Below are 26,142 nucleotides of genomic sequence, written 5' to 3' on the forward strand. Positions count from 1 at the left end.
GCGCCTTGGCCGACGCTGCCCCTCATGACCGCCGCCGCCTGGTGATCGACAGTGCCACCGAAAGTTGTTCGGTGGCCCTTTTCGAAGACGGCGCGCTGATTGCCGGCGAATGCCTGATGCTGGGCCGGGGCCACGCCGAAAAGCTGGTGCCGATGATTGCCGCCCTGCCCGATCGCGGGCGCGCTGCCACGATCCTGGTCAACAGCGGCCCGGGCAGTTTCACCGGCATCCGCGTTGGCCTGGCCGCCGCGCGGGCGCTTGCCCTGGCCTGGAATGCCACGGTGCGCAGTTACCACAGCCCCGACCTGATCGCGGCCATGGCCCGCGCGCAGCATGGCGGCCCCGTCGCGGTGGACGTGGTGATGACCGGTGGCCATGGCGAATGGTTCGTCCGGCCGTTCGACGCTGACGGCCTGGCGCTGGCGCCGCTGGCCTCGCTCTCGCCCGATGCTGCCCTGGCCCGCTTGTCTGCGCCACTTGTCGCCGGCAGCCAGGCCGCCGCCTGCGCCGATGCGCGCCCCGGCGTGACGGCCATGCCGCTGTGGCCCGATGCACGCCAGGCCGGCCTGCTGCCCGCAACGGCGCTGGGCGATGGCGCGGCCCCCGCCTATGGCCGCGCCCCCGACGCCCGGCTTCCCGGCGGTGTGCTGCCTGCCTGATGGTGCCCGTCGACGATCTCGATCGCATCATGGCCGTGATGATCACGGCCTTCCCTCCCGATTATGGCGAGGCGTGGAACCGCCGCCAGGTGGGCGATGCCTTGCTGATCGGGCGCACCCGCTATGGCCTGATCGGCGCGGACGGCGGCGAACATCCCGAAGATGCCGAGACGACCGCGGGCTTTTTCTTGTCGCGCAGTATATTCGATGAAGAAGAACTGCTGCTGTTTGCTGTTGCACCGCAATACCGCCGCCGGGGCCTGGGCGATTCGCTGCTGACCCGATTCATCGCGCAGGCCCGCGCCGCCGGCATGGCGCGGCTGTTTTTGGAAATGCGCGAAGGCAACCCGGCCGGGAACCTCTATTCCAAGCATGGGTTCCAACCCATTGGTATCAGGCCCGGTTACTATCGCAGCACGAGCGGCGAAAGGATTGCCGCAATCAGCCAGGAACTTCGCCTGTGATTTGAAATTTCGAGAAATCAGCTATTTGTGAAATTTCGGTCATTTTATCGAATACCGCAACATCCGCCAGTTGTTTCTTGAATACAAAAGCGTATAGACGGGGCGACGCGACCGACATTCTCGGTTGCCATCCAAAACGTGTCGCACAGCAACATAGAACGAAAGCCGGATCGCAATGACTGATATCGAAAACGATATGCGTGAAACCCTTATCACGCTGACTTCCGACATCGTGGCAGCCCATGTGAGCAACAACAGCGTCTCGGTGGGTGATCTTCCGGTCCTCATTTCCAACGTCTATTCGGCGCTTGCCGGGCTCAAGCCGTCGGAACCGGTGGCTGAACCCGCGCCCGAACCGGCCGTGTCGATCCGTGCTTCGGTCAAGAACGATCACATCGTCTGCCTGGAAGACGGCAAGAAGCTCAAGATGCTCAAGCGCCATCTTGCCACGCGCTACAACATGACCCCGGAACAGTATCGCGCCCGCTGGAACCTGCCGGCCGACTATCCGATGGTTGCCCCGGCCTATGCCGAAAAGCGCCGCGAACTGGCCAAGAAGATCGGCCTGGGTCGCAAGCCCGCCGCTGCCCCGGCCCCCGCCAAGCGCGGCCGTGGCAAGGCTGCCGCTTCGGCCTGATCGGAGTTCGGGCCGCCTGGCCCTACTCTGGCATCAAGGCCCGGCGGGTTGCAGCGCGATGCGTTGCCTGCCCGCCGGGCCTTTGCATGCCTGCCGTAGACTGCCGGGCAAGAGGCGCGGTCATCCACAGCCGCTTGCAGTGCTCCATCGCACCCGGCCGCTTGGCCGGTTAACAAGCGCCGCCAATTCGCCTATATGGGCTCCCGAGCTTTCCAGAATGACGAGACCAGCGTGCACCGTGTGATCGACCTTGAAGCCCTTTGCGCCGAACGCGGCCTGCGCATCACCGACCAGCGCCGCGTGATCGCGCAAGTGCTGTCGGAAAGCACCGACCACCCGGACGTGGAAAAGCTGCACGAACGCGCCGCCGCGCGCGACCCGCGCATCTCGATCGCCACGGTCTATCGCACCGTGCGCCTGTTCGAAGAGGCCGGGATTCTCGACCGCCACGATTTCGGCGACGGCCGCGCCCGCTATGAAGCCACGCCGGAAGCGCACCACGATCACCTGATCGACGTGGAAACCGGCAAGGTCATCGAATTCGTCGATCCCGAGCTGGAGCAGTTGCAGCGCCAGATCGCGGAAAAGCTGGGTTATCGCCTGGTCGACCACCGCATGGAACTTTACGGCGTCAAGCTCGGCCGCGAAAGCTGATCGCCACCATGCCCCGCCAGCGCAGCGTCGGCCCGGAACGGGACGCCCCCATCAGCCTGCTGGGCAAGTGCCGCGTGTTCTGGCGGGCCATCGGCATTCTCCTGGCCCTGCTGGTCTGTGTGCCGCTGCACTATGTGTGGCGCACGGTGCACTATGGCTCGCCGCTGCCGCGCATTTTCCTCTATCTCACCGCCCGGCTCTGTGGCGCGCGGGTGCGCGTGCATGGCACGCCCCTGCGCCGTGACGTGTTCTACATCAGCAACCACTTGTCGTGGGTGGATATCCTGGCACTCGCCGGGGCCAGCGGCACTGCGTTCGTATCCAAGGCGGAAATCGGCGAGGCCCCCGTGGTCGGCTGGCTGGCGCGGCTCAACCGTACGGTCTTCGTCAGCCGCGAAGACCGCCTGGGCGTGGCCGAGCAGATCAACCGCCTGCGCGAAACCCTGGCCGACAACTGGGCCATCACGATATTTCCCGAAGGCACCACCACCGACGGCCAGTCGCTGCTGCCGTTCAAGACCTCGATGCTGCGCGTGCTCGAACCGCCGCCGCCGGGCGTGCTGGTGCAGCCGGTGGCGCTCGATTACGGCGCCGTGGCCGAATGGATCGGCTGGATCGGTACCGAGGGCGGCATTGCCAATGCCATGCGCATTCTGGCACGGCGCGGTTCGTTCCGGCTCGACATCCACTTCCTCGATCCATTCGATCCGCGCGACTACCCCGGCCGCAAGGCGATCGCGGCCGAAGCCCGCAACCGCATCGTGCCGGCCATCGAACGCAACCTGGGCAAGCCGCTGCGCCCGTTCCACCTCGATGTGCCGCAAGTGGGCTATAGCCGCGAAAAGCACGACCGCGCGGCCTGATTGGCTCGGGCAAGCTCAGGGCAGCCGGGAACAGCCAGAACCTGAAAATCCGTTCGGGCTGAGCTTGTCGAAGCCCCGGGAACCTCGCGCAAGGGCGGTTCCAATTGCCGCCCGATTGCCTTATGGGGCGCGGCTTATGCCCGCAGAGAATCCCCCCCGGACGTTTCACGTCAAGAGCTTCGGCTGCCAGATGAACGTCTATGACGGCGAGCGCATGGCCGAACTGCTCACCGCCCAAGGCATGACCGCCACGGCCGAGCGCGATGGCGCCGATCTGGTCGTGCTCAACACCTGCCATATCCGCGAAAAGGCGACGGAAAAGGTCTATTCCGATATTGGCCGCCTGCGCCGTGACGATGGCAGCGTGCCGCTGATCGCGGTGGCCGGCTGCGTGGCCCAGGCCGAAGGCGAGGAAATCATGGCGCGCGCGCCTTCGGTGAAAGTGGTGGTCGGGCCGCAGGCCTATCACCGCCTCCCCGAAATGGTCGCCGATGCCGCCGCCGGCAAGCGCGGCACCGAAACCGTCATGCCGGCCGAGGCGAAGTTCGCCGCCCTGCCCAAGCGCCGCCGCTCCGGCCCGAGCGCGTTCCTCACTGTGCAGGAAGGCTGCGACAAGTTCTGCACCTATTGCGTGGTGCCCTATACGCGCGGCGCGGAAATCTCACGCCCGTTCAGCGATCTGGTCGAGGAAGCCAAGCTGCTGGTGGCCGGAGGCGCGCGCGAGATCACCCTGCTGGGCCAGAACGTGAATGCCTGGAGCGGGCAGGACGACAAGGGCCGCGCCATCGGCCTGGATGGCCTGATCCGCACGCTGGCGGCCGAGCCGGACCTGGCGCGCATCCGCTATACCACCAGCCACCCCAACGACATGAGCGAGGGCCTGATCGCCGCCCATGGCGAGATCGCCAAGCTCATGCCGTTCCTGCACTTGCCGGTGCAGGCGGGCAACGACCGCGTGCTCAAGGCAATGAACCGCAGCCACACGGTGGAAAGCTATCTCAAGATCATCGACCGCGTGCGCGCCGCGCGGCCCGATATCGCGCTGTCGGGCGATTTCATCGTCGGCTTCCCCGGCGAGACCGAGGCCGAATTCCAGGACACGCTCGATCTGGTGGGCCAGGTGCGCCATGCCCAGGCGTTCAGCTTCAAGTATTCCCCTCGCCCCGGCACGCCGGCCGCAACGATGCCCGGCCAGATTGCGCCCGAGGTGATGGACGAGCGGCTCAAGCGCCTTCAGGAAGCGCTGGTGCGCGATGCCACGGCGTTCAACCGGGCCAGCGTGGGGCAGCGTTGCGACGTGCTGGTCGAGCGGCGCGGACGCCATCCGGGGCAATGGCTGGGCAAATCGCCGTGGCTGCAATCGGTGCATTTCACCGGCGATGTCGCCATCGGCGATCTGGTGCAGGTGGACCTGGTCGAAGCCGGTCCCAATTCGCTGGCCGGGCGCCTGGTCGACTGATCGCCGCAGACCGGAAACCGACATGAAAAGGCCCCCGACGCAGGCTGCGCCGGGGGCTTTTTCATCGTGCGCTCAGCAGGGCTGCCGCTCAACGATAGTGGTGGTGGCGATAGGCGTGGCGGATCTTGTGGTGCAGTTCACGGCGATCGTGGCGCAGATCACGCTTGTCGTGGCGCAGCTCGTGGCGGGCAATGTGCGCGGCGCGTTCGTTGCCACGGGCACGGGCGACTTCCAGAGCGCGGCGATCGTGGCGCACTTCGGCGCGATCCTGGCGCACATCGTGCCGGGCGGCAGCGACGGCGGGGGTGTTGACCGGCTGGGCATTGGCCATGGCCGGGGCCAGAACCGGGGCGAGGATGGCGGCGGCAACAGCGGCGAGGACGAACTTGCGCATGGGGGTAACTCCTTGTTCCGGCCGGCCCTGGCGAAGTGCCTTGGGGTGTCTGTCGGCCATGAACCGGTTATGGTCCGACGCGGCTGAACGCGCGCCGAAGCGCTGCGCAAGAAACCGCTCAGGTTTGTCGTGGCGCGGCAGCAAAGTGTCGCATCCCTGTTACCTTGTTCGCGCATTTTGCCGCCAGGGTGCTTGCACACGGGCAATCACACCTTACACTTGTATGAAGTGGTTCGATGAAAGGAGCGCGAAAACCCCATCCCATGGCTCGCAAATTCCCCCGCGCCCACGAAGAGGCGCATCGCGACATGACCTTCGACCGCCCCGGCCACCGTGCCGGAATATCCGGCGAGAGCGGGGTCAGAACCGGGGCCAGGCCCGACCATGGCAGCCGCGCGCGCGTGGAAGTGGAATTCGAAGAGCAGACCATGCTGGGCGCGCTGTTCGGGCAATTCGACACCAACCTGGTGCAGATCGAGAATCGCCTGGGCGTCTTTATCTCGGCACGCGGCAACAAGGTGCTGATCGAAGGCCCCGAAGACGCCGTGGCCCGCGCGCGGGACGTGCTCAAAGGCCTCTACCAGCGGCTGAACACCGGGCACGAGATCGACAGCGGCGCCCTCGAATCGCTGATCGCGATGAGCGCCGAACCGACGCTGGAAGGCATCATCACCGGCACGCCGGGCAATGCCCCGCCGATCATGATCCGCACCCGGCGCAAGACGATCGTGCCGCGTTCGGCCACGCAGATCGCCTATATGCAGGCGCTGGTGAAGAACGACGTGATCTTTGCCCTTGGCCCGGCCGGCACGGGCAAGACCTACCTCGCCGTGGCGCAGGCCGTGGCGCAGTTGATGACCGGCTCGGTGCAGCGCCTGATCCTGTCGCGCCCGGCGGTGGAAGCGGGCGAGCGCCTGGGCTTCCTGCCCGGCGACATGAAGGAAAAGGTCGATCCCTATCTGCGCCCGCTCTATGATGCGCTCTATGATTGCATGCCGCCCGAGCAAGTGGAGCGGCGCATCGCCAGCGGCGAAATCGAGATCGCGCCGATCGCCTTCATGCGCGGCCGCACTCTGGCTGACGCTTTCGTCATCCTCGACGAGGCGCAGAATACCACGCCGGCGCAGATGAAGATGTTCCTTACCCGCTTTGGCCAGAACAGCCGCATGGTGGTGTGCGGCGATCCCAAGCAGGTGGACCTTCCCGGTGGCGTAGCGGCGAGCGGCCTGGCCGATGCGGTCGGCCGGCTGGAGGGCGTGGACGGCATCGGCGTCGTCCACTTCAGCCGCGCCGACGTGGTGCGCCATCCGATCGTCGGCCGGATTGTCGAGGCTTATGAAGGGAATGAGGCTTAGCGCCAGGCTTCGCACCACCCCCAACCCCCTCCTCTGAAGAGGAGGGGGCTTTATGGCTCAACTCCCCCTCCTCTTCAGAGGAGGGGGTCGGGGGGTGGTGAAGGCCCCAACCCAATCTTGCATTTTTTGCACATGACAGGCTGGCGCGTGGTTCCCGGCCATGCCAAAGCGAATCGCGTCCCCCAATTGCACAGGCCCCCCGCATGACCGCGCCGATTCTGGAAATCGACATCGATCCCATCTGGGGAACTGCCACCGATTGGGAGGCATTGGCCAACCGCGCTGCGGAGGCGACCGCTCAGGTCGCGCCCGAGCTGGCCCATCCCAATCTGCTGGTCAGCCTGGTGCTGGCCGATGACGAGGAAGTCCACGCGCTCAACAAGCAGTGGCGGGCCAAGGACAAGCCCACCAACGTGCTGTCTTTCCCGATGCTGGCGCGCGAGGACGTGCTGCGTGCCGGCGGCGACGAAGGCGCGCCGGGCATGCTGGGCGACCTGATCCTGGCGCAGGGCGTGTGCAGCCGGGAAGCGACGGACAAAGGCATCTCGGTGGAACACCACGCCACCCATCTCGTCGTGCACGGCCTGCTGCATCTGGCAGGCTATGATCACGAGGAAGGCGAGGCGCAGGCCGAGGAAATGGAAGACCTGGAGCGGAAGGCGCTTGCCTTGCTGGGCCTGGCCGACCCATATGCGTGAATTGCAAGTTCAATAGACACAGGAGCAAGGTCAGTGCCCGAGGGCAATGGGTCCGGCGGCGACAGTCGCTCGGGCGAAGGCGACAGTAACGGCGCGCTTTGGCGCGTGATAAAGGCCTTTTTCAAGGGGCCTGACCATGACCAGTCGCTGCGGGCGCAGATCGAGGAAGCGATCGAGGAGCACGAGCACGAACCCGGCCACATCGAGGGCGCCGATGGCGACCTGGTGCCGGTGGAACGCCAGATGCTCAAGAACCTGCTCCATTTCAGCGAGCGCGATGCCGACGACGTCGCCATCCCGCGCGGCGAAATCATCGCGATTCCCGCCTCGTCCAGCTTTGCCGAAGTGGTTGCCGCCTTTGCCGAGCATGGCCACAGCCGCCTGCCGGTCTATGGCGAATCGCTCGATGAAGTGATCGGCATGATGCACATCAAGGACGTGTTCCCGTTCCTGGCGGACATGGCACTGAACGGTGGATCGCCGCCGCCGGACTGGACCACGCTGCTGCGCCAGCCGCTGTTCGTGCCCCAGGCGCGCGGCGCGATCGACGTGCTGGCCGACATGCGCGGCAGCCGCACCCACCTGGCCGTGGTGATCGACGAATATTCCGGCACCGACGGGATCATCACGTTCGAGGATCTGGTCGAGGAAATCGTCGGCGACGTGGAAGACGAGCACGACGATGCGCCCGAAGTGCTGCTCAACCAGCTCGATCCCGATACCTGGGATGCCGATGCCCGTGCCGAACTGGAAGACGTGGCCCGGGTGATCGATCCCCGCCTGGCCGACGTGGAGGAAGATGTCGATACGCTGGGCGGCCTGGCCGTGGTATTGGCCGGCGAAGTGCCACCGGTCGGCCGCGTGCTGGAACACGAATCCGGCTGGCGGCTGGAAGTGACCGGGGGCGACGAGCGCCGCCTCACCCGCCTGCGCCTGCATGCTCCCTCCACTGCCCTTGCCGAAGAAGAAGACGCCTGATGATCCGCCGCCTGCCGCCCCTGCGTTCGCTCGAAGCCTTCATCCGCGTGGTGCGCGCAGGTTCGGCCAAGACGGCGGCGGCCGAACTGGCGCTCAGCCCTTCGGCTCTGTCGCGGCGGCTGGCGGCACTGGAGGAATTCGTCGGCAAGCCGCTGTTCGAGCGCAAGCACCAGGCGTTGAAGCTGACCGAGGATGGCCAGACGCTCTATGAAGCGGTCGCCCCGCTGATCGACGAGATGGCCGACCGCATCGACCGCATGATCGATACCGGCAAGGTCATGCGCCTGCGCCTGGGCGTGCTGCCGCTGTTCGGCAGCCAGCGCCTGTTCCCGCGCCTGGGCGAACTGCGCAAGCTGCATCCACAACTGCATATCGACATCGACAGCTCGACCGCCGCCGAAACCAAGCTGGGCGATACCATCGATGCCGCGATCATCCTGTCCGAAGGGCCGGACGCGGCGCTGCATTCGGTGCGGCTGGATCACAACCGCGTCTATGCCATCGCCAGCAAGGAACTGGCCGCCGAACTGGGCAACCGGCCCGACATGGCGAAACTGGCCAAGCAGACGTTCCTGGTCCACAACGACCTGCCCGCCAGCTTCGAGGCATGGAAGCGCACGCTGCACCTCGAAGCGCTGGAGCCGGCGGCGATCGACCATTTCGATTCCGGCCAGCTCATCCTGGAAGCGGCCGCGCAGGGCCTGGGCATCGCCATCATGCACGATGACCATTTCAGCCGCAGCCACGATCCGCGCCTCGCCCGCGTCTATGACATCGAGGTGGACAGTCCCTATTCCTATTGGTTCGTGTGCCGCCCCCGCGCGCTGCAATCGCGCCCGGTGCGGCTGTTTCACGACTGGATGCTGAAAGCCGGGCTATAGTTCGCACAGGTCGAGCGGGGCCCCGGGTCAAGCCAGGGGCGACGAGGAAAGTGTTTTATTTTACAACTTTAACGTCACCACGGACTTGATCCGGAGTCCATCGCCAGCCTATCGCCCTACCCCGCGAGCATCGTGCCGGTCTCGATGAATCGCTGATGCCACGACAGCGCCTCGGTCAGCAGCGAGGGCGAGTGCTTGCCATAGGACGAGTGCAGCGCGCGCGCATAGTAATCGGCCAGTTGATCGCGGTAGAGCGGGTGGACGCAATGGGCGATGACCTGCTCGGCGCGCTGCTTGGGCGCCAGCCCGCGCAGGTCGGCCAGGCCCTGGTCGGTGACGATCACCTGCACGTCCTGGTCGATATGGTCGACATGGCTAACCTGCGGCACGATCGTGGAAATCGCCCCGCCCTTGGCCACCGATGGCGCCATGAAGATCGAGATATAGGCGTTGCGGGCAAAGTCGCCCGAGCCGCCGATGCCGTTCTGTATGCGCGAGCCCATCAGGTGGGTGGAATTGACGTTGCCATAGATATCGGCCTCGATCATGCCGTTCATCGCCAGGCAGCCGAGGCGCCGCACCAGTTCGGGATGGTTGGAAATTTCCTGCGGGCGCAGCACGATACGCTGACGATAGCGGTGCATTTCAGCGTTGAGCGCCTCGGCCGCTTCGGGGCTGAGCGAAAAGGCCGTGGCCGAGGCCATTGCCAGCTTGCCCGAGGCCAGCAGGTCCAGCATCCCATCCTGAAGCACTTCGGTATAGGCCGTCATCGGATCGAACGGACTGTCCATCAGGCCGGTCAGCACGGCATTGGCGATATTGCCGACGCCCGACTGGATCGGCAGCAGCGAGGCCGGCAGGCGGCCCTGCCGCACCTCGTTCTGGAAGAAATCGAGCAGGTGCCCGGCAATCGCGCGCGCTGCGTCATCGGGCGCCTTGAACGGGGCGTTGCGATCGGGGGTATTGGTGGCGACAACCGCCACGACCTTGGCCGGATCGACGCGGAAGGTAGGCTGGCCGATGCGATCGTTGGGATGGATCAGCGGGATCGGCTGGCGGTGCGGCGGCAGGGCCGTGCCGTAATAGATGTCATGCATCCCGTGCAGCGCTTCGTGCTGCCAGGAATTGACTTCCAGGATGATTTTGTCGGCGCGGTCCAGCCAGGTCTTGTTGTTGCCCACGGAGGAAGACGGCACCACGCTGCCATCGGGCAGGATCGCCGAGACTTCCACCAGCGCCACGTCGAGCGGGCCGAGGAAGCCCTGCCACGCCACGGGTGCCACCTGGCTCAGGTGCATGTCGAAATACTGCACGGTGCCGGCGTTGATCTGTTCGCGCACCAGCGGATCGGAATTGTAGGGCAGGCGGAAATCGATGCCCTTGGCCCGCGCCAGCGCGCCATCCAGTTCCGGCCCGGTGGAAGCGCCGGTCCACACCTTGATCGTATAGGGATTGCCCGCCGCATGGGCCGCTTCCATCCGCCGCGCCAGCGCCTGGGGCACGGCCTTGGGATAGCCAGCGCCGGTAAAGCCGCTCATGCCCACGACGGCGCCGGGGCCGATCAGGCCGGCCGCATCGTCCGCGCTCATCAGCCTGGCGCGGTAATCGGGGTGGGCAATGCGGGCGGTAGACACCGTTGGGGACGAAACGGGGGCGTTCATGGGGGGCTCCTCTCAGGTTCGCTGCTACCCCGCCCCTAGGCCCATGTTCCTTGTCCCACAGCAAAAAAGGCGGGGACCAGCCCCGCCTTTCCCTGATTTGATACAGGTCTTGTCTCGAATCCGAGACGCTGCCCCGCTCAGGCCGCCTGGACGGTCGCCTTGCGGATCACGCCGGGGTTTGCCGGCGGTTCGCCCTTGGGCAGCGCGTCGATGTGTTCCATCCCGCTCTCCACTTCGCCCCACACGGTGTACTGGCGATCGAGGAAGCGCGCATCATCGAAGCAGATGAAGAACTGGCTGTTGGCCGAGTGCGGATAGCTGGTGCGGGCCATCGAGCACACGCCGCGCACGTGCGGCTGGTCGTTGAATTCGGCCTTGAGGTCGGGCTTGCTGGAGCCGCCCATGCCGGTGCCCTGGGGGCAGCCGCCCTGCGCCATGAAACCGGGGATCACGCGGTGGAACTTCACCCCGTCATAGAACCCTTCCGAGGCCAGTTCCTTGATGCGTTCCACGTGGCCGGGGGCCAGATCGGGACGCAGCTTGATCACCACATCGCCCGAATCCAGCGACAGGACCAGTTTTTCTTCAGACATCGACCACTCTTCCTTGGCAAAGAATGTGGCCGATATAGGCAATCTGCACGCAAAGTCACGCTGCACTGCACCATTGCATTTGCCGGATGATCGCCTATCCCCGCCGATGATGGATGAAGCCGCGCACCGGGACGACGAACCGCAGATCGACACCGATACCGTGATGGTGGCGGCGCCCGATCCTGTGCGCAATTCGCAGGAACTGGACGAGGAAGACAACACCCTGCGCCCCTCTTTCCTGCGCAAGGTGACCGAAGCGCTCGACGCCGAGGACCAGGAAACCGTCTACAACCTGGTCGAGCCGCTGCACCCGGCCGACATCGCCGACCTGATCGAGCTGATCGGCCACGAATATCGCGCGCCGCTGGCCCGCGCGATTACCGACCTGCTCGGGTCCGACGTGCTGGCCGAGCTGAACGACTGGGTGCGCGACGACCTGGTCGACGAGCTTGAGCCCGACGAAGTCGCCGACCTTGCCGAGCAGATGGAGACGGACGACGCCGTCGCCCTGATCGAGGATCTCGACGAGGAAGATCAGGCCGCCGTTCTGGCGGAAATGGAACCGGAGGACCGCGCCGCGATCGAAAGCGCGCTGTCTTACCCGGAAGAATCCGCCGGTCGCCTGATGAGCCGCGACGTGATCGCGGTGCCCGAACATCTCACCGTGGGCGCGCTGATCGACTATCTGCGCAGCGACGACGAACTCGCCACCGAGTTCTGGGAAGTCTTCGTGGTGGATGTGAAGCACCGCCCGGTCGGCACCTGCCAGCTCTCGTGGATCCTGCGCACCCCGCGCGAAGTGGCCCTGGCCGACGTGATGAAGCGCGACCAGACGCTGATTCCCGTGACCATGGACCAGGAGGAAGTGGCACTCCGCTTTCAGAAATACGCGCTGATCTCGGCCGCCGTGGTGGATGGCAGCGGCCGCCTGGTCGGCCAGATCACGGTGGACGACGTGGTCCACATCATCCAGGAAGAAGCCAGCGAAGACATCCTGCGCCTGTCGGGCGCGGGCGATGGCGACATCAACGAACCGATCGCGCTGACCGTGCGCACGCGCCTGTCGTGGCTGGTGGTGAACCTGGGCACGGCGATCATCGCCGCGTCGGTGGTCGGGCTGTTCCAGGGCGCCATCGCCCGCTTTGCCCTGCTCGCCGTGCTGATGCCGATCGTTTCGGGCATGGGCGGCAATGCCGGCACGCAGACCCTGGCGGTCGTCGTCCGCGCCATCGCCACCAACCAGCTCACCAGTTCCAACACCGTGCGCATGATCCTGCGCGAACTGCGCATCGCGCTGGCCAACGGCCTGTCGCTGGGCGTGCTGATCGGGGTGGGCACCACGCTGATCTTCGGCAACCCACACCTGGGCGCGGTGATCGCCGCGGCCATGGTGATCAACAACCTGGTCGCGGGCCTTGCCGGAATCCTGGTGCCGGTCACGCTCGATCGCCTGCGCGTGGATCCGGCTGTCTCTTCGGCCGTATTCGTGACGATGGCCACCGATGTCATGGGCTTCTTCTCGTTCCTGGGGCTGGCCGTGATCACCGGTCTTGCTGCCTGAAACCGATCGGAAGACACCTGCAATGCCCCTGCACATGACCAAGGTGGCCTATGGCGCGCAGTCGCTGGCCGAAATCCACGAATGGTTCGAAAGCGGCCATCGCTCGCCCCGGCTGAACCCGGAAGGCGTCGCCCGCCTGACCACGCGCAACTGCCCGCGCCGCCATGCCGAGATGATCGGCGGCTCGCTCTACTGGATCCTCAAGCACCAGCTCGTGGCGCGCAGCGAAATCCTCGGCTTCGAGGAAACCGAAGGCGGGCGCACCAATATCCTGGTCTCCACGCGCCTGATCGACGTGGTGCCCAAGCCGCGCCGCGCGCATCAGGGCTGGCGCTATCTCGAACCAGCCGATGCCCCGGCCGACCTAGGCGATGGTGAGGCGGGCGATGTGCTGCCGGCCGAGATTGCCGGGGAATTGGCGAAGCTGGGGCTGGTTTGAAGGGGTTGGGTTCGGGGTTTGTGTCAGGCTTCCCACCACCCCCCGCCCCCCTCCTCTGAAGAGGAGGGGGAGTTAAAGCACTGACAAAAAAGCCCCCTCCTCTTCAGAGGAGGGGGGCGGGGGGTGGTGCCAAGCCTGACGCAACCTGACGCGACCTATCCCCGCGCCACCATCCACCATTCCAGCAGGTGCCGCGCCACGGCGGTATGCGTGGGCGCACCGAACGGGGCGTCGGGGCGGCCTTCCAGTGCGGCGGCCACTTCCGCGCGGGTGAACCAGCGGGCGTCTTCCAGTTCGTTGTGGTCGATGGCGATGATCGGCTCGTCGGTCAGTGCGTGGCAGGCAATCATCAGCGACGAGGGATAGGGCCAGGGCTGGCTGGCGACATAACGCACGCTGTGCACGCGGACGCCGGCTTCCTCCAGCACTTCGCGCGCCACGGCTTCCTCCACCGTCTCGCCCGGCTCCACGAAGCCGGCCAAGGCGGAATAGCGCCCCGCCGGAAAGCGCGGCTGGCGGCCCAGCAAGAGGCGGCCTTCATGCTCCACCAGCATGATCGTGACCGGATCGACGCGAGGGAAGTGCTCCGCGCCGCAAGCCGGATTGGTGCAGGAACGCTGCCACCCGCCCTTGGCGCCGCGCGTGGCATGGCCGCAGCGGGCGCAGAAGCGGTGGCGCGCATGCCAGTCGACCAGGCTGCGCGCCCCGCCATAGATCGCCAGGTCTTGCGCCGGCATGGCATCGAGCAGCGCGCGCAGGTTTGGCGCGGCGGGCGCCGTGCTGCCGCCCAGCGCCGGGTCCACGGCGGCAAAGCAGCCCTGCCCATCGGCATCCAGGCCAAGGAACACCAGCTCCGCCCCTTCCCCCGCCGTGGCCAGGGGCGCCCAGGTCAGTCCGCCGTCTGCGCCAAATTCAGGGGCCAGGCCGTCGAGCACCAGCAGCCGCGCGCCCGGCGCGGCCTGCACCGCAGCCAGCCGCGCCGGATCGCTGCGCACGGCATCGGCCCGGTCCAGTGGATTGCCGGCATAGGCAATGGACGGCAGGGCGCGGGCCAGAGTGGCGGAATCGGTCATGCGGCAACCTTGTGCTGGGCCAGGATGCGCGCGCGCACATCGCTGCGCACGGCCTGGGGAAATGCTTCGCTGAACGGATAGGTCGTGCTCGGCATGAACTGGGCATAGAACCCCGCACGCACGCCGCCGACCTTGCTGATGAAGCCGATCGTGCCCGCCGCGCCCGACCAGCCATACGTGCCGGCCGCATCGCCCAGCCCCACGCGCCCACCCGCGCCAAAGCCATGGCCGGCGATCCAGGTGCCGGCGGTGCTGGCGTCGGGCGGCAGCAGATTGCTGGTGCCCATGTCCACCGCGCGCTGGCTCATCACCCGCTTGCCGGCAAAGACCCCGCCGTTCAGCAGCATGGCCAGGAACCGGTCATAATCGCGCGGCGAGGAGATCAGCCCTGCCCCGCCAAACGGAAAGGCCGGACGATCGAGGAAGATCGAATTGGCGGCCACGTCGATCGGCAGCAGGCGGCCATCTGCGACGACATAATTGGTGGTGAAGCGCGGCACGTCGGCACGGGCAAGCTGGAACGAGGTGCTGTCCATGCCCAGCGGATCGAAGAAACGCGCCTTGAGGAACGCCGCGAATTCCTGGCCCGATGCCAATTCGATCACCCGCCCCATCAGATCGAGCCCGACCGAATAGGACCAGCGCGTGCCCGGCTGATAGACCAGCGGCAACTGCGCCAAATTGTCGGCAAAGGCGGCCAGGCTGGGCGCGGTATGGGTTTCGCCAAAGCCGGGCACCGGCACGCGGCTGGTTTCGAACGGCATGATCCCGGCCTTGGCATAGGCATCGCGGATCGGCCCGGTCTGGACGATGGTATAGCCAAGGCCGGCAGTGTGGGTGAGCAGGTTGCGCACCGTGATCGGGGCCGTGGCGGGCACCACCTTGTCCACCGGACCGGCCGGATCGGCCAGCACGGTCATGTGCGCAAAGCCGGGCAGGAAATCGGCAATCGGCTGGTCCAGCTTGAGCTTGCCCTCGTCGATCAGCATCATCGCCGCCATGCCGGTGATCGGCTTGGTCATCGAATAGAGGCGGAACAGGCTGTTTTCATCGACAGCGCGCGAATCGCCGCGCGTGCCCACGCCGCGCGCCACCACTTCGGGTGCCTGCGTGCCCCATCCCAGCGTGGCCACGGCGCCAACCAGCTTGCCGCTGCCCACGTAATCATCGAGGAGCGCCGACAGCGCCGGCAGGCGCGGATCGACGGGGGCCGCATGAGCCCAGCGCCGCAACAGCAGGCCACCCCCCAAAAGCCCGGCGCCGCCGAGCAAAGAGCGGCGGCTGAGCGCCGGTGTCGGCGCAAACGTCATGCCTTCGTGCATTGCCGAACCTTTCCTTCAGATATCCTGCGTGCCGGCCAGTGCAAGCCGCGCCGCCTTGGCGAAAACCGTTGGCAACCCTGCGTTTTCCACATCATCACGGGGCCACCAGTGGGCGCCCGCAATCTTAGCGGCAGAAAGCGCTTCGCCCACCATCAATTGCAGTTCGAGATCGAAATGGGTGAAACCGTGGCGCACCACCCCGGCCGATCGCCAGGTGCCCGCCAGCGGCGCCTGGCCATCGCCATCGCCGCGCGCGCTCCAGCCATCGTCGGGCAAGGCCCGCATGCCGCCCAGCATGCCCTTGCCCGGCCGCGTCACCATCAGAACTTCGGCGGTTCCGCCCGGCCCGATCCGCTCAATCCAGAAGGCACGGCCCTGGCGGGTCGGCTTTGCCTTCTTGGCGGCTTTCACCGGCAGCCCCTCGGCCCGCCCTTCGGCGGCGGCGCGGCAGTCCTGGCGCAACGGGCACAGCAGGCAGCGCGGCGTCTTGACCGTGCAGATCGTGGCGCCCAGGTCCATCATCGCCTGCGCGAAATCGCCGGCGCGGCGCTGTGGCGTGATCGTGGCCGTGGCGGCGCGGATCGCCGGCCTTGCAGCGGGCAGCGGCGTATCGATGGCAAAGAGCCGCGCCACCACGCGCTCCACATTGGCATCGACGACCACGGCATGGCGATCGAACGCGATCGCCGCCACTGCCGCCGCGGTATAGGCGCCAAGGCCGGGCAGCGCGCGCAGGCCCTCCTCGGTATCGGGAAAAGCCCCGAGCGCCGCCACCGCGCGGGCGCAGGCCAGCAAGTTGCGGGCGCGGGCGTAATAGCCCAGCCCCGCCCACGCGGCCATGACCACGGCATCGTCGGCCGCCGCCAGATCGTGCACGGTGGGCCAGGTTCGGGTGAACTTGTCGAAATACGGGCCGACGGCGGCCACCGTGGTCTGTTGCAGCATCACTTCGGACAGCCACACGCGGTAGGGATCGGGCGCGGGCGTGCCCGGCGGGCTGCGCCAGGGCAGCAAGCGCGCATTGCGATCATACCACGCCAGCAACCGGTCTGCCGTGCCAGCCCCGCTTTTATCAGCCCCGTTTTCGTCGGCCCCGCTTTCATCATGGCAGGCGGGGAAATCGTCAGGATGGCTACTGGCTTGCATGGCGCCGCTATGGCATGGCAGGCCCCACGATGGAAAGCGATCAGGCCAAACCCCGTTCTGCCCGAAAGGGTGCTGCCAAGGCGGCGGCCCCAGCCCGGCCAGTCGAGCGCAAGCGCGGCGGCGAAGCGCGCCAGATCGCCGATCTGATGCCGGCGATCGGCCGCACCGCGTTCCGCCGCTTCGGCTTTGTGCAAAGCTCGGTCGTCACGCGCTGGCCCGAAATCGTCGGCACGGCCCATGCCCGCCACTGCATGCCCGAATCGATCCGCTTCGCGCCGGGTGAAAAGGGCGACGGCATCCTGCAACTGGTGGTCACCCCGGCCCATGCCCCGCTGATCCAGCACGTCGTGCCCGAGATCATCGAGCGGGTGAACCGCTTCTTCGGCTATCGCGCCGTGGCCAAGGTCAAGCTGCGTCAAGGCGTGGTTCAGGCACCGCGCCCGACAGGTCCGGCACCGCTGGCGCCGCCCGCTTTGAAGCCGGTGCCGATGGACCTAGGCGACAGCCTGCGCGCCATCGGCGATCCGGAACTGCGCGCAGTGCTCGAATCGCTGGCGCGCTCGCTGGGCGAAGCCAGCGCCAAGAAAGACACGGACAACAGGGACATTCGCAAGTGACCATGAAGCTTCGTTCCGCTGCCAAGACCATCGCCCTCTCGCTCACCGCCGCGCTTGGCCTGCTGGCCGCGCATCCGGCGCTGGCCGCCCCGCCGAAAAAGGCAGCCCCCGCCGCCCCGGCCGGGCGCAACTGGAACCAGACGGTGGTGCGCACGGCGCGCGACAGCTTCGTGCTGGGCAATCCCAACGCGCCGATCAAGCTGGTGGAATACATCAGCTACACCTGCCCGCACTGCGCCCATTTCACGCAGGAGGCCGATGGCCAGCTTCGCCTGGGCTTCATCGCGCCGGGCAAGGGCTCGATCGAAGTGCGCAATTTCGTGCGCGATCCGATCGATCTGACTGTGGCGCTGCTGACCCACTGCGTTTCGCCGGCGCAGTTCTGGCAGACCCACCTGATGTTCCTGACCCGCCAGGAAGACTGGATCGGCCTGGAAATGACCGCCAGCCAGGCCCAGCGCCAGCGCTGGAGCACCGGCCCGCTCGCGAGCCGCACCCGCGCCATCGCCAGCGATTTCAAGTTCTATGACATGATGGCCTCGCGCGGGGTCAGCCGCATTGCTGCCGATCGCTGCCTGGCTGACGAGGCGCTGGCCAATCGCCTGGCCGCCGGCACCAAGGAAGCGGCCGACAAGGACTATGTCGAAGGCACTCCGGCGTTCCTGATCAACGGCCTGCCGCTGGCCGGCACGGCAAGCTGGGCCGCGCTCAAGCCGCAGCTTGAAGCGCGGATGAACTGACCGGACCGCTTCCCCCTCCCCATTTGCCCCATCGAACGGGAACCCACGCGATGAAATTTGCCACTGCCCGCCTTGCCCTGCTCGCCCTGCCGCTCACCCTTGGCCTTGCCGCCTGCGGCAAGAAGGACGATGCTGGCGGCCCCGCCGCGCAATCGGCGCAAGCCCTGCCCACCGTGGCCGCACCCGCCGGCAAGGCCTGGAGCGACGTGGTCAGCAAGACCACCGAGGGCGGCTATGTGATGGGCAACCCCGACGCGCCGATCAAGCTGATCGAGTTCGGCTCGCTCACTTGCCCGCACTGCGCCGAATTCGAGGAAAAGGGCTTCCCCAAGCTGCGTGATACGTATGTCAACAGCGGCCGGGTCAGCCTGGAATTCCGCAACTTCGTGCGCGATCCGTTCGACACGACGATGGCCATGCTGACGCATTGCGGCACGCCCGACAGCTTCTTTGCGCTGACCCAGCAGGTCTATGCCAACCAGAAGGACCTCTTCCCCAAGCTTCAGGCGGCGGGCCAGCAAATCCAGGCGATGAACCTGCCGCCGGCCAAGATGTTCGGCGTGATGGCCGACAAGGGCGGCCTGATCGATTTCTTCGGCGCGCGCGGCATCGCCCGTGACCAGGCGATGGCGTGCCTGGCCGATACCAAGACCGCCGAAGCGCTGGCCAGCGACACCCAGACCGCCGGCGACAAGTACAACATCACCGGCACGCCCACGTTCATCGTCAACGGCAAGAACGTGGACGTGGCCACCTGGGAACAGCTCGAACCCATCCTGCAACGCGCCGGCGCGCGCTGATCCCCGATTCCGGGGGGCCGGTTCGATGCATTTCCAGCGCCTGAAACTTTCGGGTTTCAAAAGCTTCGTCGAACCGGCCGAACTGCGCATCGAACCGGGGCTGACCGGCGTGGTCGGCCCCAACGGCTGCGGCAAGTCGAACCTGCTCGAAGCGCTGCGCTGGGTCATGGGCGAAGCCTCGGCCAAGGCCATGCGCGGCGCCGGGATGGACGACGTGATCTTTGCCGGCAGCGCCAGCCGCCCGGCCCGCGCCTTTGCCGAAGTGGCCCTGACCGCGCAGACCGACCCGGACGATGCGTGGGGCGGTGAATTGGAAGTGGTGCGGCGGATCGAACGCGGTGCGGGCTCGGCCTATCGCGTCAACGGGCGGGACGTGCGCGCCAAGGATGTCGGGCTGATCTTTGCCGATGCCGCCACCGGCGCGCACAGCCCGGCGCTGGTCAGCCAGGGGCGCATCGCCGCGGTCATCGCCGCCAGGCCTGCCGAACGCCGCATGATGCTGGAAGAGGCGGCGGGCATCGCCGGCCTCCATGTGCGCCGCCGCGACGCCGAACAGAAACTGCGCGCCACCGAGGCCAACCTCGCCCGGCTGGAAGACCTGATGGCCGGCATGGACGGCCAGATCGCCAACCTGCGCCGCCAGGCCCGCTCGGCCGAACGCTATCGCACGGTATCCGACAAGATTCGCGTGGCCGAAGCCCGGCTGGTCTTTGCCCGCTGGCGCGATGCCGCTGCCGCCGCCCAGGCCGCGCGGGACGAGGCGGCGCGCGCCGAAGCCCTGGTGGCGGGTGCCCAGGCCGCCACCGTCACCGCGCAAGGCGCGCAGCACAGCGCCGCCGCCGCCCTCGCCCAGGCGCGCGAAGACCTGTTCGACCGGCGGCAGGATGCCGCCGCCCACGGCCAGCGCATGGCGGCGCTCTCTGCCCAGTTGGAAGCCGCCGAACAGCGCCTGACCGACATCGACCGGCAATTGCGCGCCATCGCCGAAGACCGCGCCCAGGCCGACCAGTTGACCGCGCAGGCCGCGCAGGAACTGGCCCGGCTGGAGAGCGACCTCGCCACCGCGCAAGCCGCGCTGGAGGCCGACGACGCGCGCCGCCCGCTGCTTGCCGCCGCGCTGGACGAAGCCGAGCGCGCCGCCCGCGCCGCCGAACTGGCCCAGGCCCAGGCCCAGGCCGAGCAGGCCGGCGTGGAAGCCGAATGGCGCGTGGCGCAGGCCGCGCTCGCGGCGGCGCAAGGCGCGCTGGCCCGGCTCGACAGCGAGCACCAGCGCCTGGGCAAAGAGCAGGCCGCACTCGCCGCGCAGCCCGATCCGGCGCTGGCCCTGGCCGAAGCGGAAGCGCGCCGCGCGCAGGCCGCCGCCACGCTTGCCGCCCAGCGCGCCCGGCGCGAGGAACTGACCACGAGCCGCGAGCGCCTGACCCAGGAGCGCGACAACGCCGCCAATGCGCTGGCCACCGCGCGGGCCGAGCTGGCGGGCGTGGCGCGCGAGGCCGAAGCGCTGGCGCGCGACAAGGCGGCGCGGGCCAAGGCCGCCGCTGCCAAGGGGCGCGGACCGGCGGCGCTCTCCGGCTGCCGCATCGCGCCGGGCTGGGAGCGCGCTCTGGCCGCCGTGCTGGGCCGCGATGCCATGGCCCCGCTCGGCGCTGCGCCGGCTGTGGGCGAAGGCCGGTTCTGGACCGGCGCGGAGGCCCCCGCCGCCCTGGCCGACGCGCTGCTGCACCAGGTGCCCACCTGCCCGCCCGAACTCGCCGCGCGGCTGGCCCTGGTGCGCGCGGTGGAACGCGACGAAGGCCAGCCGCTCGCGCCCGGCGAATGGCTCGTCACCCGCGCCGGACACTTGCGCCGCTGGGATGGCTTCGTCGCGCGCGGCGAAGGCGCTGCCGAAGCGGCCGCGCTGGAAGCCGACAACCGCCTCTCCGATCTGGAAAGCCGCCTGCCCACACTCGAAGCCACGGTCCAGGCCGCAGAGGCGGCGCACCTGGCCGCGCGGGATGGCCTGGCCCAGGTCCAGGCGGAATGGAGCGGGGTGGAACGCGCCATTGGCCAGGCGGCCGAGGCCGAGCGCAGCGCCCTGCGCGCGCTGGACCAGGCCGAGGCTGCCCGCGCCCAGCGCGAGGCCCGCGCCGCCGATCTCGCCCGCCAGAGCGAAGCGCTGGACCAGCAGGTCACCGCCGCGCAGGCCGAGGTGACGCAGGCACAAGCGCGCCACGCCGCGCTGCCCGATCCGGCGCAGGGCCGCGCGGCGGTGGAAACCGCGCGGCAAGCGCACCAGGCCGCCCGCGCCGCATTGCAACAGGCCATGGCCGCCCATGCCGCGCTGGAGCAGGGCCTGGCCGTCGGGCGCGAACGGCTGGGCGGCATGAAGGCCGACATGCGCAACTGGCAGGCCCGCGCCGGCGATGCGGCCAAGCGGCTGGCGCAGATGGCCACGCGGGCGGAGGAACTGGCGCAGGAGCGCGCCGTCAGCGCCGCCAAGCCCACCGGACTGATCGCCGAAATCGAACAGGGCGAAGCGATTCGCGCGCGCCTAGCCAGCGATCTGGCCCAGGCCGAAGCCGCGCTGGCCGCTGCCGAAGCGGCCGGCAAGGCCGCCGATGCAGCCCTGGCCCGGGCCAACGAAGCGCTTGCCACCGCGCGCGAAACCCGCGCCACGGCCAGTGCCCGCGCCACCCACGAAGACCAGCGCCGCCAGGAAATGGCCGGCATTTCCGGCGAACGCTTTCAGTGCCCGCCCCCGCTGCTGGCCGAACGCTTTGCCTTTGCCAGTGCCGACGTGGGCGAGGCGGCCACCGAAAGCGCCACGCACGAGCGCCTGATGGCCGAACGTGAACGCATCGGCCCCGTCAATCTGGTCGCCGCCGAGGAACTCGCCCAGGCCGAAGCGCGCCAGGCCGAAAGCCTGGCCGAGCAGGCCGAACTCGCCGAAGCGGTCAACCGCCTGCGCGGCTCGATCGGCAATCTCAACCGCGAAGGCCGCGAACGCCTGCGCGCCGCGTTCGAGGCGGTGGACGGCCATTTCCGCCGCCTGTTCACCCGCCTGTTCGGCGGCGGCGAAGCGCATCTGGCCCTGGTGGACAGCGACGATCCGCTGGAAGCAGGGCTGGAAATCATGGCGCAGCCGCCGGGCAAGCGCCTGCAATCGCTCACCCTGCTGTCGGGCGGGGAACAGGCGCTCACCGCCGTGGCGCTGATCTTCGGCCTGTTCCTGACCAATCCGGCCCCGATCTGCGTGCTCGACGAAGTCGACGCCCCGCTCGACGACGCCAATATCGAACGCTTCTGCGACCTGCTCGACACGATGGTTGGCGAAACGCAGACCCGCTACCTGATCGTCACCCACAACGCCGTGACGATGAGCCGGATGCATCGCCTGTTCGGCGTGACCATGGTGGAACGCGGCGTTTCCCGCCTGGTCAGCGTCGACCTGGGCGGGGCGGAGGAATTGCTGGCACAGGCGGTTTAGCGCGACATGCCCTAACTCAAGCACTCCCCACCACGAGACAGGCCAGCGCCAGCAGGAACCCCGCCGTGCGGTTGGAGCGGAACCGCGCCAGGGCATTGCCGCCATCGTCCACGTCCAGGCTCAGCGCCTGCCAGGCGAGATGCAGGCCCACCGGCAGCAGCGCCAGCAGGGCCAGCGGATCGGGATGGACGAGCCAGAACGCCAGCGCCCAGAACGCCACGGCGGCGGCATAAAACGCGGTCACGCCCGGCTTCACCTTGCTGCCGAGCGCCCGCGCGCTGGAGCGGATGCCGACAAGGGCATCGTCCTCGCGGTCTTGCAGGGCATAGATCGTGTCATAGCCGATGCACCAGCACATCGCCCCGGCATAGAGCGCGGCCAGCGCGCCAAGATCACCGTCGTGCACCGCGACCCAGCCGGTGGGCGCGCCCCAGGTGAAGACCAGGCCCAGCCAGGCCTGCGGCCACCAGGTGATGCGCTTCATGAACGGATAGGCCGCGACCAGCGCCAGGCTGCCCAGCGCCACGAGCTGCGCCTGCCAGCGCAATTGCAGCAGGACGACGAGGCCCACCGCCGCAAGCAGCAGCAGCCAGGCCCAGGCCGCCTTCTTGCGCACCCGGCCGCTCGCCACCGGGCGCTGCGCAGTGCGCGCCACGCGGGCATCGAGATCGGCATCGACGATATCGTTGTAGACGCAGCCTGCCCCGCGCATGGCGATCGAGCCGAGCAGCATCCAGGCCACCAAATGCCATTGCCGCGCCCCGCCGGCCAGGAACACGCCCCAGGCGCAAGGCCAGAACAGCAGCCACCAGCCGATCGGCCGATCGAGCCGGGCGAGCAGCGCATAGTCGCGCCAGGGTTGCGGCAGGCGGGCCACCAGCCCGCGGTGTTCGCTATCAGGGACGATCTGGTCGGTTGCGGTGATCATGCGCTCCTGCTCCTGCGCCGGTTTGGCAAGGCCCGCAAGGGGACAGATCGCCCACCATGTTGCCCGCGCCCCCTCCCCTGCCTATGAACCGGGGCATGACCGATCATCTGCCCGCCACCCCCGCCTGGCCGCCCCGCTCCGCCCCGCGCCTGTTCGTAGCGCAGCGGCTGGACGAAGGGGCCAGCGTGCTGCTCGACGGCGCACAGGCGCACTATCTGGGCAAGGTCATGCGCGCGGGCGCGGGCGATGCCGTGGTGCTGTGCGACAACCAGACCGGCGAATGGCTCGCCCGCGTGGCCCATGCCGGCAAGCGCGACATGACCCTGACCGTGGAGCGCCAGATGCGCCCGCTGGAGGCCGTGCCGGACCTGTGGCTTTGCCCCGCGCTGCTCAAGAAGCAGGCGTTCGATTGGGTGCTGGAAAAGGCCACCGAACTGGGCGCGGCGCAAGTGCGCCCGGTGATCACCCGCCGCTGCGTGGCCGACAAGCTCAACGCCGAGCGCGCCACCACGATCATGACCGAAGCGGCCGAGCAATGCGCGCGCACCGCCCTACCGCTGCTGGCCGAGCCGGCCAAGCTCGACACGCTGCTGCGCGCCTGGCCCGAAGACCGCGCCCTGTTCTTTGCCGACGAACAGGGCGGCGCCCCGGCCGCGCCGGCCTTTGCCGCGCACAACGGGCCGGCCGCGCTGCTGATCGGCCCGGAAGGCGGCTTCGACGAAGCCGAACGCGCCGCGATCCGCGCCCACCCCGCCGCCCGCGCCATCACCCTGGGGCCACGCATCCTGCGCGGGGAGACCGCTGCGGTGGCAGGCCTTGGGCTGTGGATGGGCGTCGCGGGCGATTGGGCGCAGAGTTAGCCTTCCACCACCCCCCGCCCCCCTCCTCTGAAGAGGAGGGGGAGTTAGGCCGGAAAGCCCCCTCCTCTTTAGAGGAGGGGGTTGGGGGTGGTGCGAGGTCCAGCACCACTCCCGATTATTGCGTCCCTGCAACCGTTCATCCCGCGTTTATCGCTGGCGCAAAGGCCGTTTGGCCAGTAACGGATGCGCGCATGAGCACGAGACAGGTTTCAGATAGCAACGATCCTCTCATCGAGAGCCGGGATCAGCTTGTCGCCCCGATGCAGCGCGGGGAAAAGCCGCGCGAAGCCTGGCGAATCGGCACCGAGCACGAGAAGTTCGTCTATCGCACCGCCGACCACGCCGCCCCCTCGTATGACGAGCCCGGCGGCATCCGCGACCTGCTGATGGCGCTGACCGAATTCGGCTGGGAGCCGGTGCTGGAAGGCGGCAAGGTCATCGCCATGTCCGGCCCCGACGGCGCGGTCAGCCTGGAGCCGGCGGGCCAGCTCGAACTGTCGGGCGCACCGCTCGAAAGCCTCCACGAAACCTGCGCCGAAACCGGGCGCCACCTGGCCCAGGTCAAGCAGATCGGCGATCGCTTCGGCCTTGGCTATCTCGGCCTCGGCCTGTGGCCCGACAAGACGCGCGCCGAACTGCCGATCATGCCCAAGGGCCGGTATGAGATCATGCTGCGCCACATGCCCCGCGTGGGCACGATGGGGCTGGACATGATGCTGCGCACCTGCACCATCCAGACCAACCTGGACTATTCCAGCGAAGCGGACATGGCGCAGAAGTTCCGCGTCAGCCTGGCGTTGCAGCCGCTGGCGACCGCGCTGTTCGCCAATTCGCCGTTCCTGGAAGGCAAGCCCAATGGCTTCCTGTCCTATCGCAGCCACATCTGGTCAGACACCGATCCCGCGCGCACCGGCATGCTGCCGTTCGTGTTCGAAGACGGCTTCGGCTATGAACGCTATGTCGACTACATGCTCGACGTGCCGATGTATTTCGTGTTCCGCGACGGCAAGTACATCGATGCGGCGGGCCAGTCGTTCCGCGATTTCCTGGATGGCAAGCTGCCCGCGCTGCCCGGCGAAAAGCCGCGCAAGAGCGACTGGGTGGACCATCTTTCCACCGCCTTCCCCGAAGTGCGGCTGAAATCGTTCCTCGAAATGCGCGGCGCCGACGGCGGTCCGTGGAGTCGCATCTGCGCGCTGCCGGCGCTGTGGGTCGGCCTGCTCTATGACCAGGGCGCGCTCGATGCGGCGTGGGATCTGGTCAAGGACTGGAGCATGGAAGGCCGCGAGGCCCTGCGCGCCAGCGTGCCCCGGCTGGGGCTCGACGCGCCGCTGCCGGGCGGCGGCACCTTGCGCGATATCGCCCCGCGCGTGCTCGACATTGCCCGCTCCGGCCTCGCGGCGCGCGGCAAGCTCAACGCCGCTGGCGACAACGAGACCGGCTATCTCCTGCCGCTCGATGAAATCGTCGCCTCGGGCAAAACACCGGCCGAGCGGCTGCTCGATCTCTACAACGGCGCCTGGAGCGGCGATCTGTCGCAGATCTACGCCGCCAAGAGCTTTTGAAAGGAAACCTGCGATGATCCTGGTCATGGGCACGTTCCGCCTGCCCAAGGCGGCGTTCGCAGCCGCCGCGCCGATGATGCGCAAGGTGATCGAGGCCACGCGCGCCGAAGACGGTTGCCTGGCCTATGCCTATTCGCACGATGCGCTGGATCCGGAAGTGATCCACGTCAGCGAAAAATGGCGCGACCGCGCCGCGCTCGACGCCCATTTCCAGACCGCGCACATGGCCACCTGGGCGCAGGAACGCCAGGCCCTCGGCCTGAGCGAGCGCAACATCCGCGTGTTCGAAAGCGACGAGGGAGTGGCGGTCTGACAGCGTAGCGTCAGGT

General features: G+C 67.9%; 26 protein-coding genes. 19 read left to right on the plus strand and 7 right to left on the minus strand.

From position 1 onward, the window contains the following. Positions 1-5 precede the first annotated feature (5 nt). From tsaB to miaB, 6 genes are all read left to right on the plus strand, one after another. The gene (tsaB, locus tag IE191_RS05820; protein ID WP_229815130.1) at positions 6-659 is read left to right on the plus strand and encodes a tRNA (adenosine(37)-N6)-threonylcarbamoyltransferase complex dimerization subunit type 1 TsaB; all 654 of its coding nucleotides are present in this window, start codon (positions 6-8) and stop codon (positions 657-659) included. A gap of 29 nt (positions 660-688) precedes the next feature. Further along, positions 689-1,123, plus strand: a complete 435-nt coding sequence (locus IE191_RS05825; protein ID WP_191323415.1) for a GNAT family N-acetyltransferase — start codon at positions 689-691, stop codon at positions 1,121-1,123. Between the two features lie 175 nt (positions 1,124-1,298). Continuing rightward, a complete protein-coding gene (locus tag IE191_RS05830; RefSeq protein WP_191323416.1) occupies positions 1,299-1,760 on the plus strand; it encodes a Ros/MucR family transcriptional regulator in 462 nt (153 codons plus the stop codon). Positions 1,761-1,991: 231 nt separating this feature from the next. Further along, positions 1,992-2,414, plus strand: coding sequence for a Fur family transcriptional regulator (locus IE191_RS05835; RefSeq protein ID WP_191323417.1), 423 nt, complete (start codon positions 1,992-1,994; stop codon positions 2,412-2,414). A gap of 8 nt (positions 2,415-2,422) precedes the next feature. Continuing rightward, positions 2,423-3,277, plus strand: coding sequence for a lysophospholipid acyltransferase family protein (locus IE191_RS05840; protein WP_191323418.1), 855 nt, complete (start codon positions 2,423-2,425; stop codon positions 3,275-3,277). A 136-nt stretch (positions 3,278-3,413) separates the two neighbouring features. Next, a complete protein-coding gene (miaB, locus tag IE191_RS05845; RefSeq protein ID WP_191323419.1) occupies positions 3,414-4,736 on the plus strand; it encodes a tRNA (N6-isopentenyl adenosine(37)-C2)-methylthiotransferase MiaB in 1,323 nt (440 codons plus the stop codon). Positions 4,737-4,824: 88 nt separating this feature from the next. On the opposite strand, the gene IE191_RS05850 is transcribed toward miaB, so the two are convergent. Beyond that, on the minus strand, positions 4,825-5,130 hold the full coding sequence (locus tag IE191_RS05850) for a hypothetical protein (protein ID WP_191323420.1): 306 nt from the start codon (positions 5,128-5,130) through the stop codon (positions 4,825-4,827). Between the two features lie 308 nt (positions 5,131-5,438). Between IE191_RS05850 and IE191_RS05855 the strand changes: the two genes are divergently transcribed. The 4 genes from IE191_RS05855 to IE191_RS05870 all read left to right on the plus strand — a co-directional run bounded on the left by IE191_RS05855 (position 5,439) and on the right by IE191_RS05870 (position 9,042). Continuing rightward, positions 5,439-6,485 carry a PhoH family protein gene (locus IE191_RS05855; RefSeq protein ID WP_308432878.1) on the plus strand — a complete coding sequence of 349 codons (1,047 nt, stop codon included), beginning with the start codon at positions 5,439-5,441 and terminating at the stop codon, positions 6,483-6,485. Positions 6,486-6,688: 203 nt separating this feature from the next. Continuing rightward, positions 6,689-7,183 (plus strand): rRNA maturation RNase YbeY, encoded by a 495-nt coding sequence (ybeY, locus tag IE191_RS05860; protein ID WP_191323422.1) that lies wholly within the window; start codon positions 6,689-6,691, stop codon positions 7,181-7,183. 33 nt (positions 7,184-7,216) lie between these two features. After that, positions 7,217-8,161 (plus strand): hemolysin family protein, encoded by a 945-nt coding sequence (locus IE191_RS05865; RefSeq protein ID WP_191323423.1) that lies wholly within the window; start codon positions 7,217-7,219, stop codon positions 8,159-8,161. Continuing rightward, positions 8,161-9,042, plus strand: a complete 882-nt coding sequence (locus IE191_RS05870) for a LysR substrate-binding domain-containing protein (protein WP_191323424.1) — start codon at positions 8,161-8,163, stop codon at positions 9,040-9,042. The genes IE191_RS05865 and IE191_RS05870 overlap by 1 nt, the downstream gene beginning before the upstream one ends. Positions 9,043-9,158: 116 nt before the next feature. On the opposite strand, the gene scpC is transcribed toward IE191_RS05870, so the two are convergent. Next, positions 9,159-10,703: a succinyl-CoA:acetate CoA-transferase ScpC gene (scpC, locus tag IE191_RS05875; RefSeq protein WP_191323425.1), complete on the minus strand. Its 1,545-nt coding sequence runs from the start codon at positions 10,701-10,703 to the stop codon at positions 9,159-9,161. Between the two features lie 137 nt (positions 10,704-10,840). Next, positions 10,841-11,296: a peptidylprolyl isomerase gene (locus IE191_RS05880; RefSeq protein WP_191323426.1), complete on the minus strand. Its 456-nt coding sequence runs from the start codon at positions 11,294-11,296 to the stop codon at positions 10,841-10,843. Positions 11,297-11,459: 163 nt separating this feature from the next. On the opposite strand from IE191_RS05880, the gene mgtE reads away from it, so the two are divergent. Then, the gene (gene mgtE / locus IE191_RS05885) at positions 11,460-12,857 is read left to right on the plus strand and encodes a magnesium transporter (protein ID WP_191323588.1); all 1,398 of its coding nucleotides are present in this window, start codon (positions 11,460-11,462) and stop codon (positions 12,855-12,857) included. 22 nt (positions 12,858-12,879) lie between these two features. After that, positions 12,880-13,296, plus strand: a complete 417-nt coding sequence (locus IE191_RS05890; protein WP_191323427.1) for a DUF1489 family protein — start codon at positions 12,880-12,882, stop codon at positions 13,294-13,296. A 155-nt stretch (positions 13,297-13,451) separates the two neighbouring features. Here the strand turns inward: IE191_RS05890 and nudC are convergent, their stop codons facing one another. From nudC to IE191_RS05905, 3 genes are read right to left on the minus strand one after another with little or no spacing between them, the layout of a single operon-like run. Next, complete coding sequence (gene nudC / locus IE191_RS05895) at positions 13,452-14,369, minus strand: NAD(+) diphosphatase (RefSeq protein ID WP_191323428.1); 918 nt, start codon at positions 14,367-14,369, stop codon at positions 13,452-13,454. Beyond that, complete coding sequence (locus tag IE191_RS05900; RefSeq protein WP_191323429.1) at positions 14,366-15,679, minus strand: serine hydrolase domain-containing protein; 1,314 nt, start codon at positions 15,677-15,679, stop codon at positions 14,366-14,368. The genes nudC and IE191_RS05900 overlap by 4 nt, the downstream gene beginning before the upstream one ends. A 27-nt stretch (positions 15,680-15,706) precedes the next feature. Further along, positions 15,707-16,837 (minus strand): A/G-specific adenine glycosylase, encoded by a 1,131-nt coding sequence (locus tag IE191_RS05905; RefSeq protein WP_191323430.1) that lies wholly within the window; start codon positions 16,835-16,837, stop codon positions 15,707-15,709. A gap of 14 nt (positions 16,838-16,851) precedes the next feature. On the opposite strand from IE191_RS05905, the gene IE191_RS05910 reads away from it, so the two are divergent. The 4 genes from IE191_RS05910 to smc are packed head-to-tail and all read left to right on the plus strand — an operon-like array spanning position 16,852 to position 22,460. Further along, on the plus strand, positions 16,852-17,454 hold the full coding sequence (locus IE191_RS05910) for a DUF721 domain-containing protein (protein ID WP_229815131.1): 603 nt from the start codon (positions 16,852-16,854) through the stop codon (positions 17,452-17,454). Between the two features lie 2 nt (positions 17,455-17,456). Beyond that, positions 17,457-18,194, plus strand: coding sequence for a thioredoxin domain-containing protein (locus IE191_RS05915; RefSeq protein WP_191323431.1), 738 nt, complete (start codon positions 17,457-17,459; stop codon positions 18,192-18,194). 50 nt (positions 18,195-18,244) lie between these two features. Continuing rightward, positions 18,245-18,994, plus strand: coding sequence for a thioredoxin domain-containing protein (locus IE191_RS05920; RefSeq protein ID WP_191323432.1), 750 nt, complete (start codon positions 18,245-18,247; stop codon positions 18,992-18,994). Positions 18,995-19,019: 25 nt separating this feature from the next. Continuing rightward, the gene (smc, locus tag IE191_RS05925; protein ID WP_191323433.1) at positions 19,020-22,460 is read left to right on the plus strand and encodes a chromosome segregation protein SMC; all 3,441 of its coding nucleotides are present in this window, start codon (positions 19,020-19,022) and stop codon (positions 22,458-22,460) included. A 16-nt stretch (positions 22,461-22,476) separates the two neighbouring features. On the opposite strand, the gene ubiA is transcribed toward smc, so the two are convergent. Further along, positions 22,477-23,388 carry a 4-hydroxybenzoate octaprenyltransferase gene (gene ubiA, locus IE191_RS05930; RefSeq protein WP_191323434.1) on the minus strand — a complete coding sequence of 304 codons (912 nt, stop codon included), beginning with the start codon at positions 23,386-23,388 and terminating at the stop codon, positions 22,477-22,479. 107 nt (positions 23,389-23,495) lie between these two features. On the opposite strand from ubiA, the gene IE191_RS05935 reads away from it, so the two are divergent. The 3 genes from IE191_RS05935 (at position 23,496) to IE191_RS05945 (ending at position 26,126) form a co-directional block, all read left to right on the plus strand. Then, positions 23,496-24,248: a 16S rRNA (uracil(1498)-N(3))-methyltransferase gene (locus IE191_RS05935; RefSeq protein WP_191323590.1), complete on the plus strand. Its 753-nt coding sequence runs from the start codon at positions 23,496-23,498 to the stop codon at positions 24,246-24,248. A gap of 191 nt (positions 24,249-24,439) precedes the next feature. Continuing rightward, a complete protein-coding gene (locus IE191_RS05940; protein ID WP_191323435.1) occupies positions 24,440-25,813 on the plus strand; it encodes a glutamate--cysteine ligase in 1,374 nt (457 codons plus the stop codon). A gap of 13 nt (positions 25,814-25,826) precedes the next feature. Beyond that, the gene (locus IE191_RS05945) at positions 25,827-26,126 is read left to right on the plus strand and encodes a putative quinol monooxygenase (protein ID WP_191323436.1); all 300 of its coding nucleotides are present in this window, start codon (positions 25,827-25,829) and stop codon (positions 26,124-26,126) included. Positions 26,127-26,142 lie beyond the last annotated feature (16 nt).

The sequence above is a fragment of the Novosphingobium pokkalii genome, assembly GCF_014652855.1.
In the GTDB taxonomy this organism is placed as follows: Bacteria; Pseudomonadota; Alphaproteobacteria; order Sphingomonadales; family Sphingomonadaceae; genus Novosphingobium; species Novosphingobium pokkalii.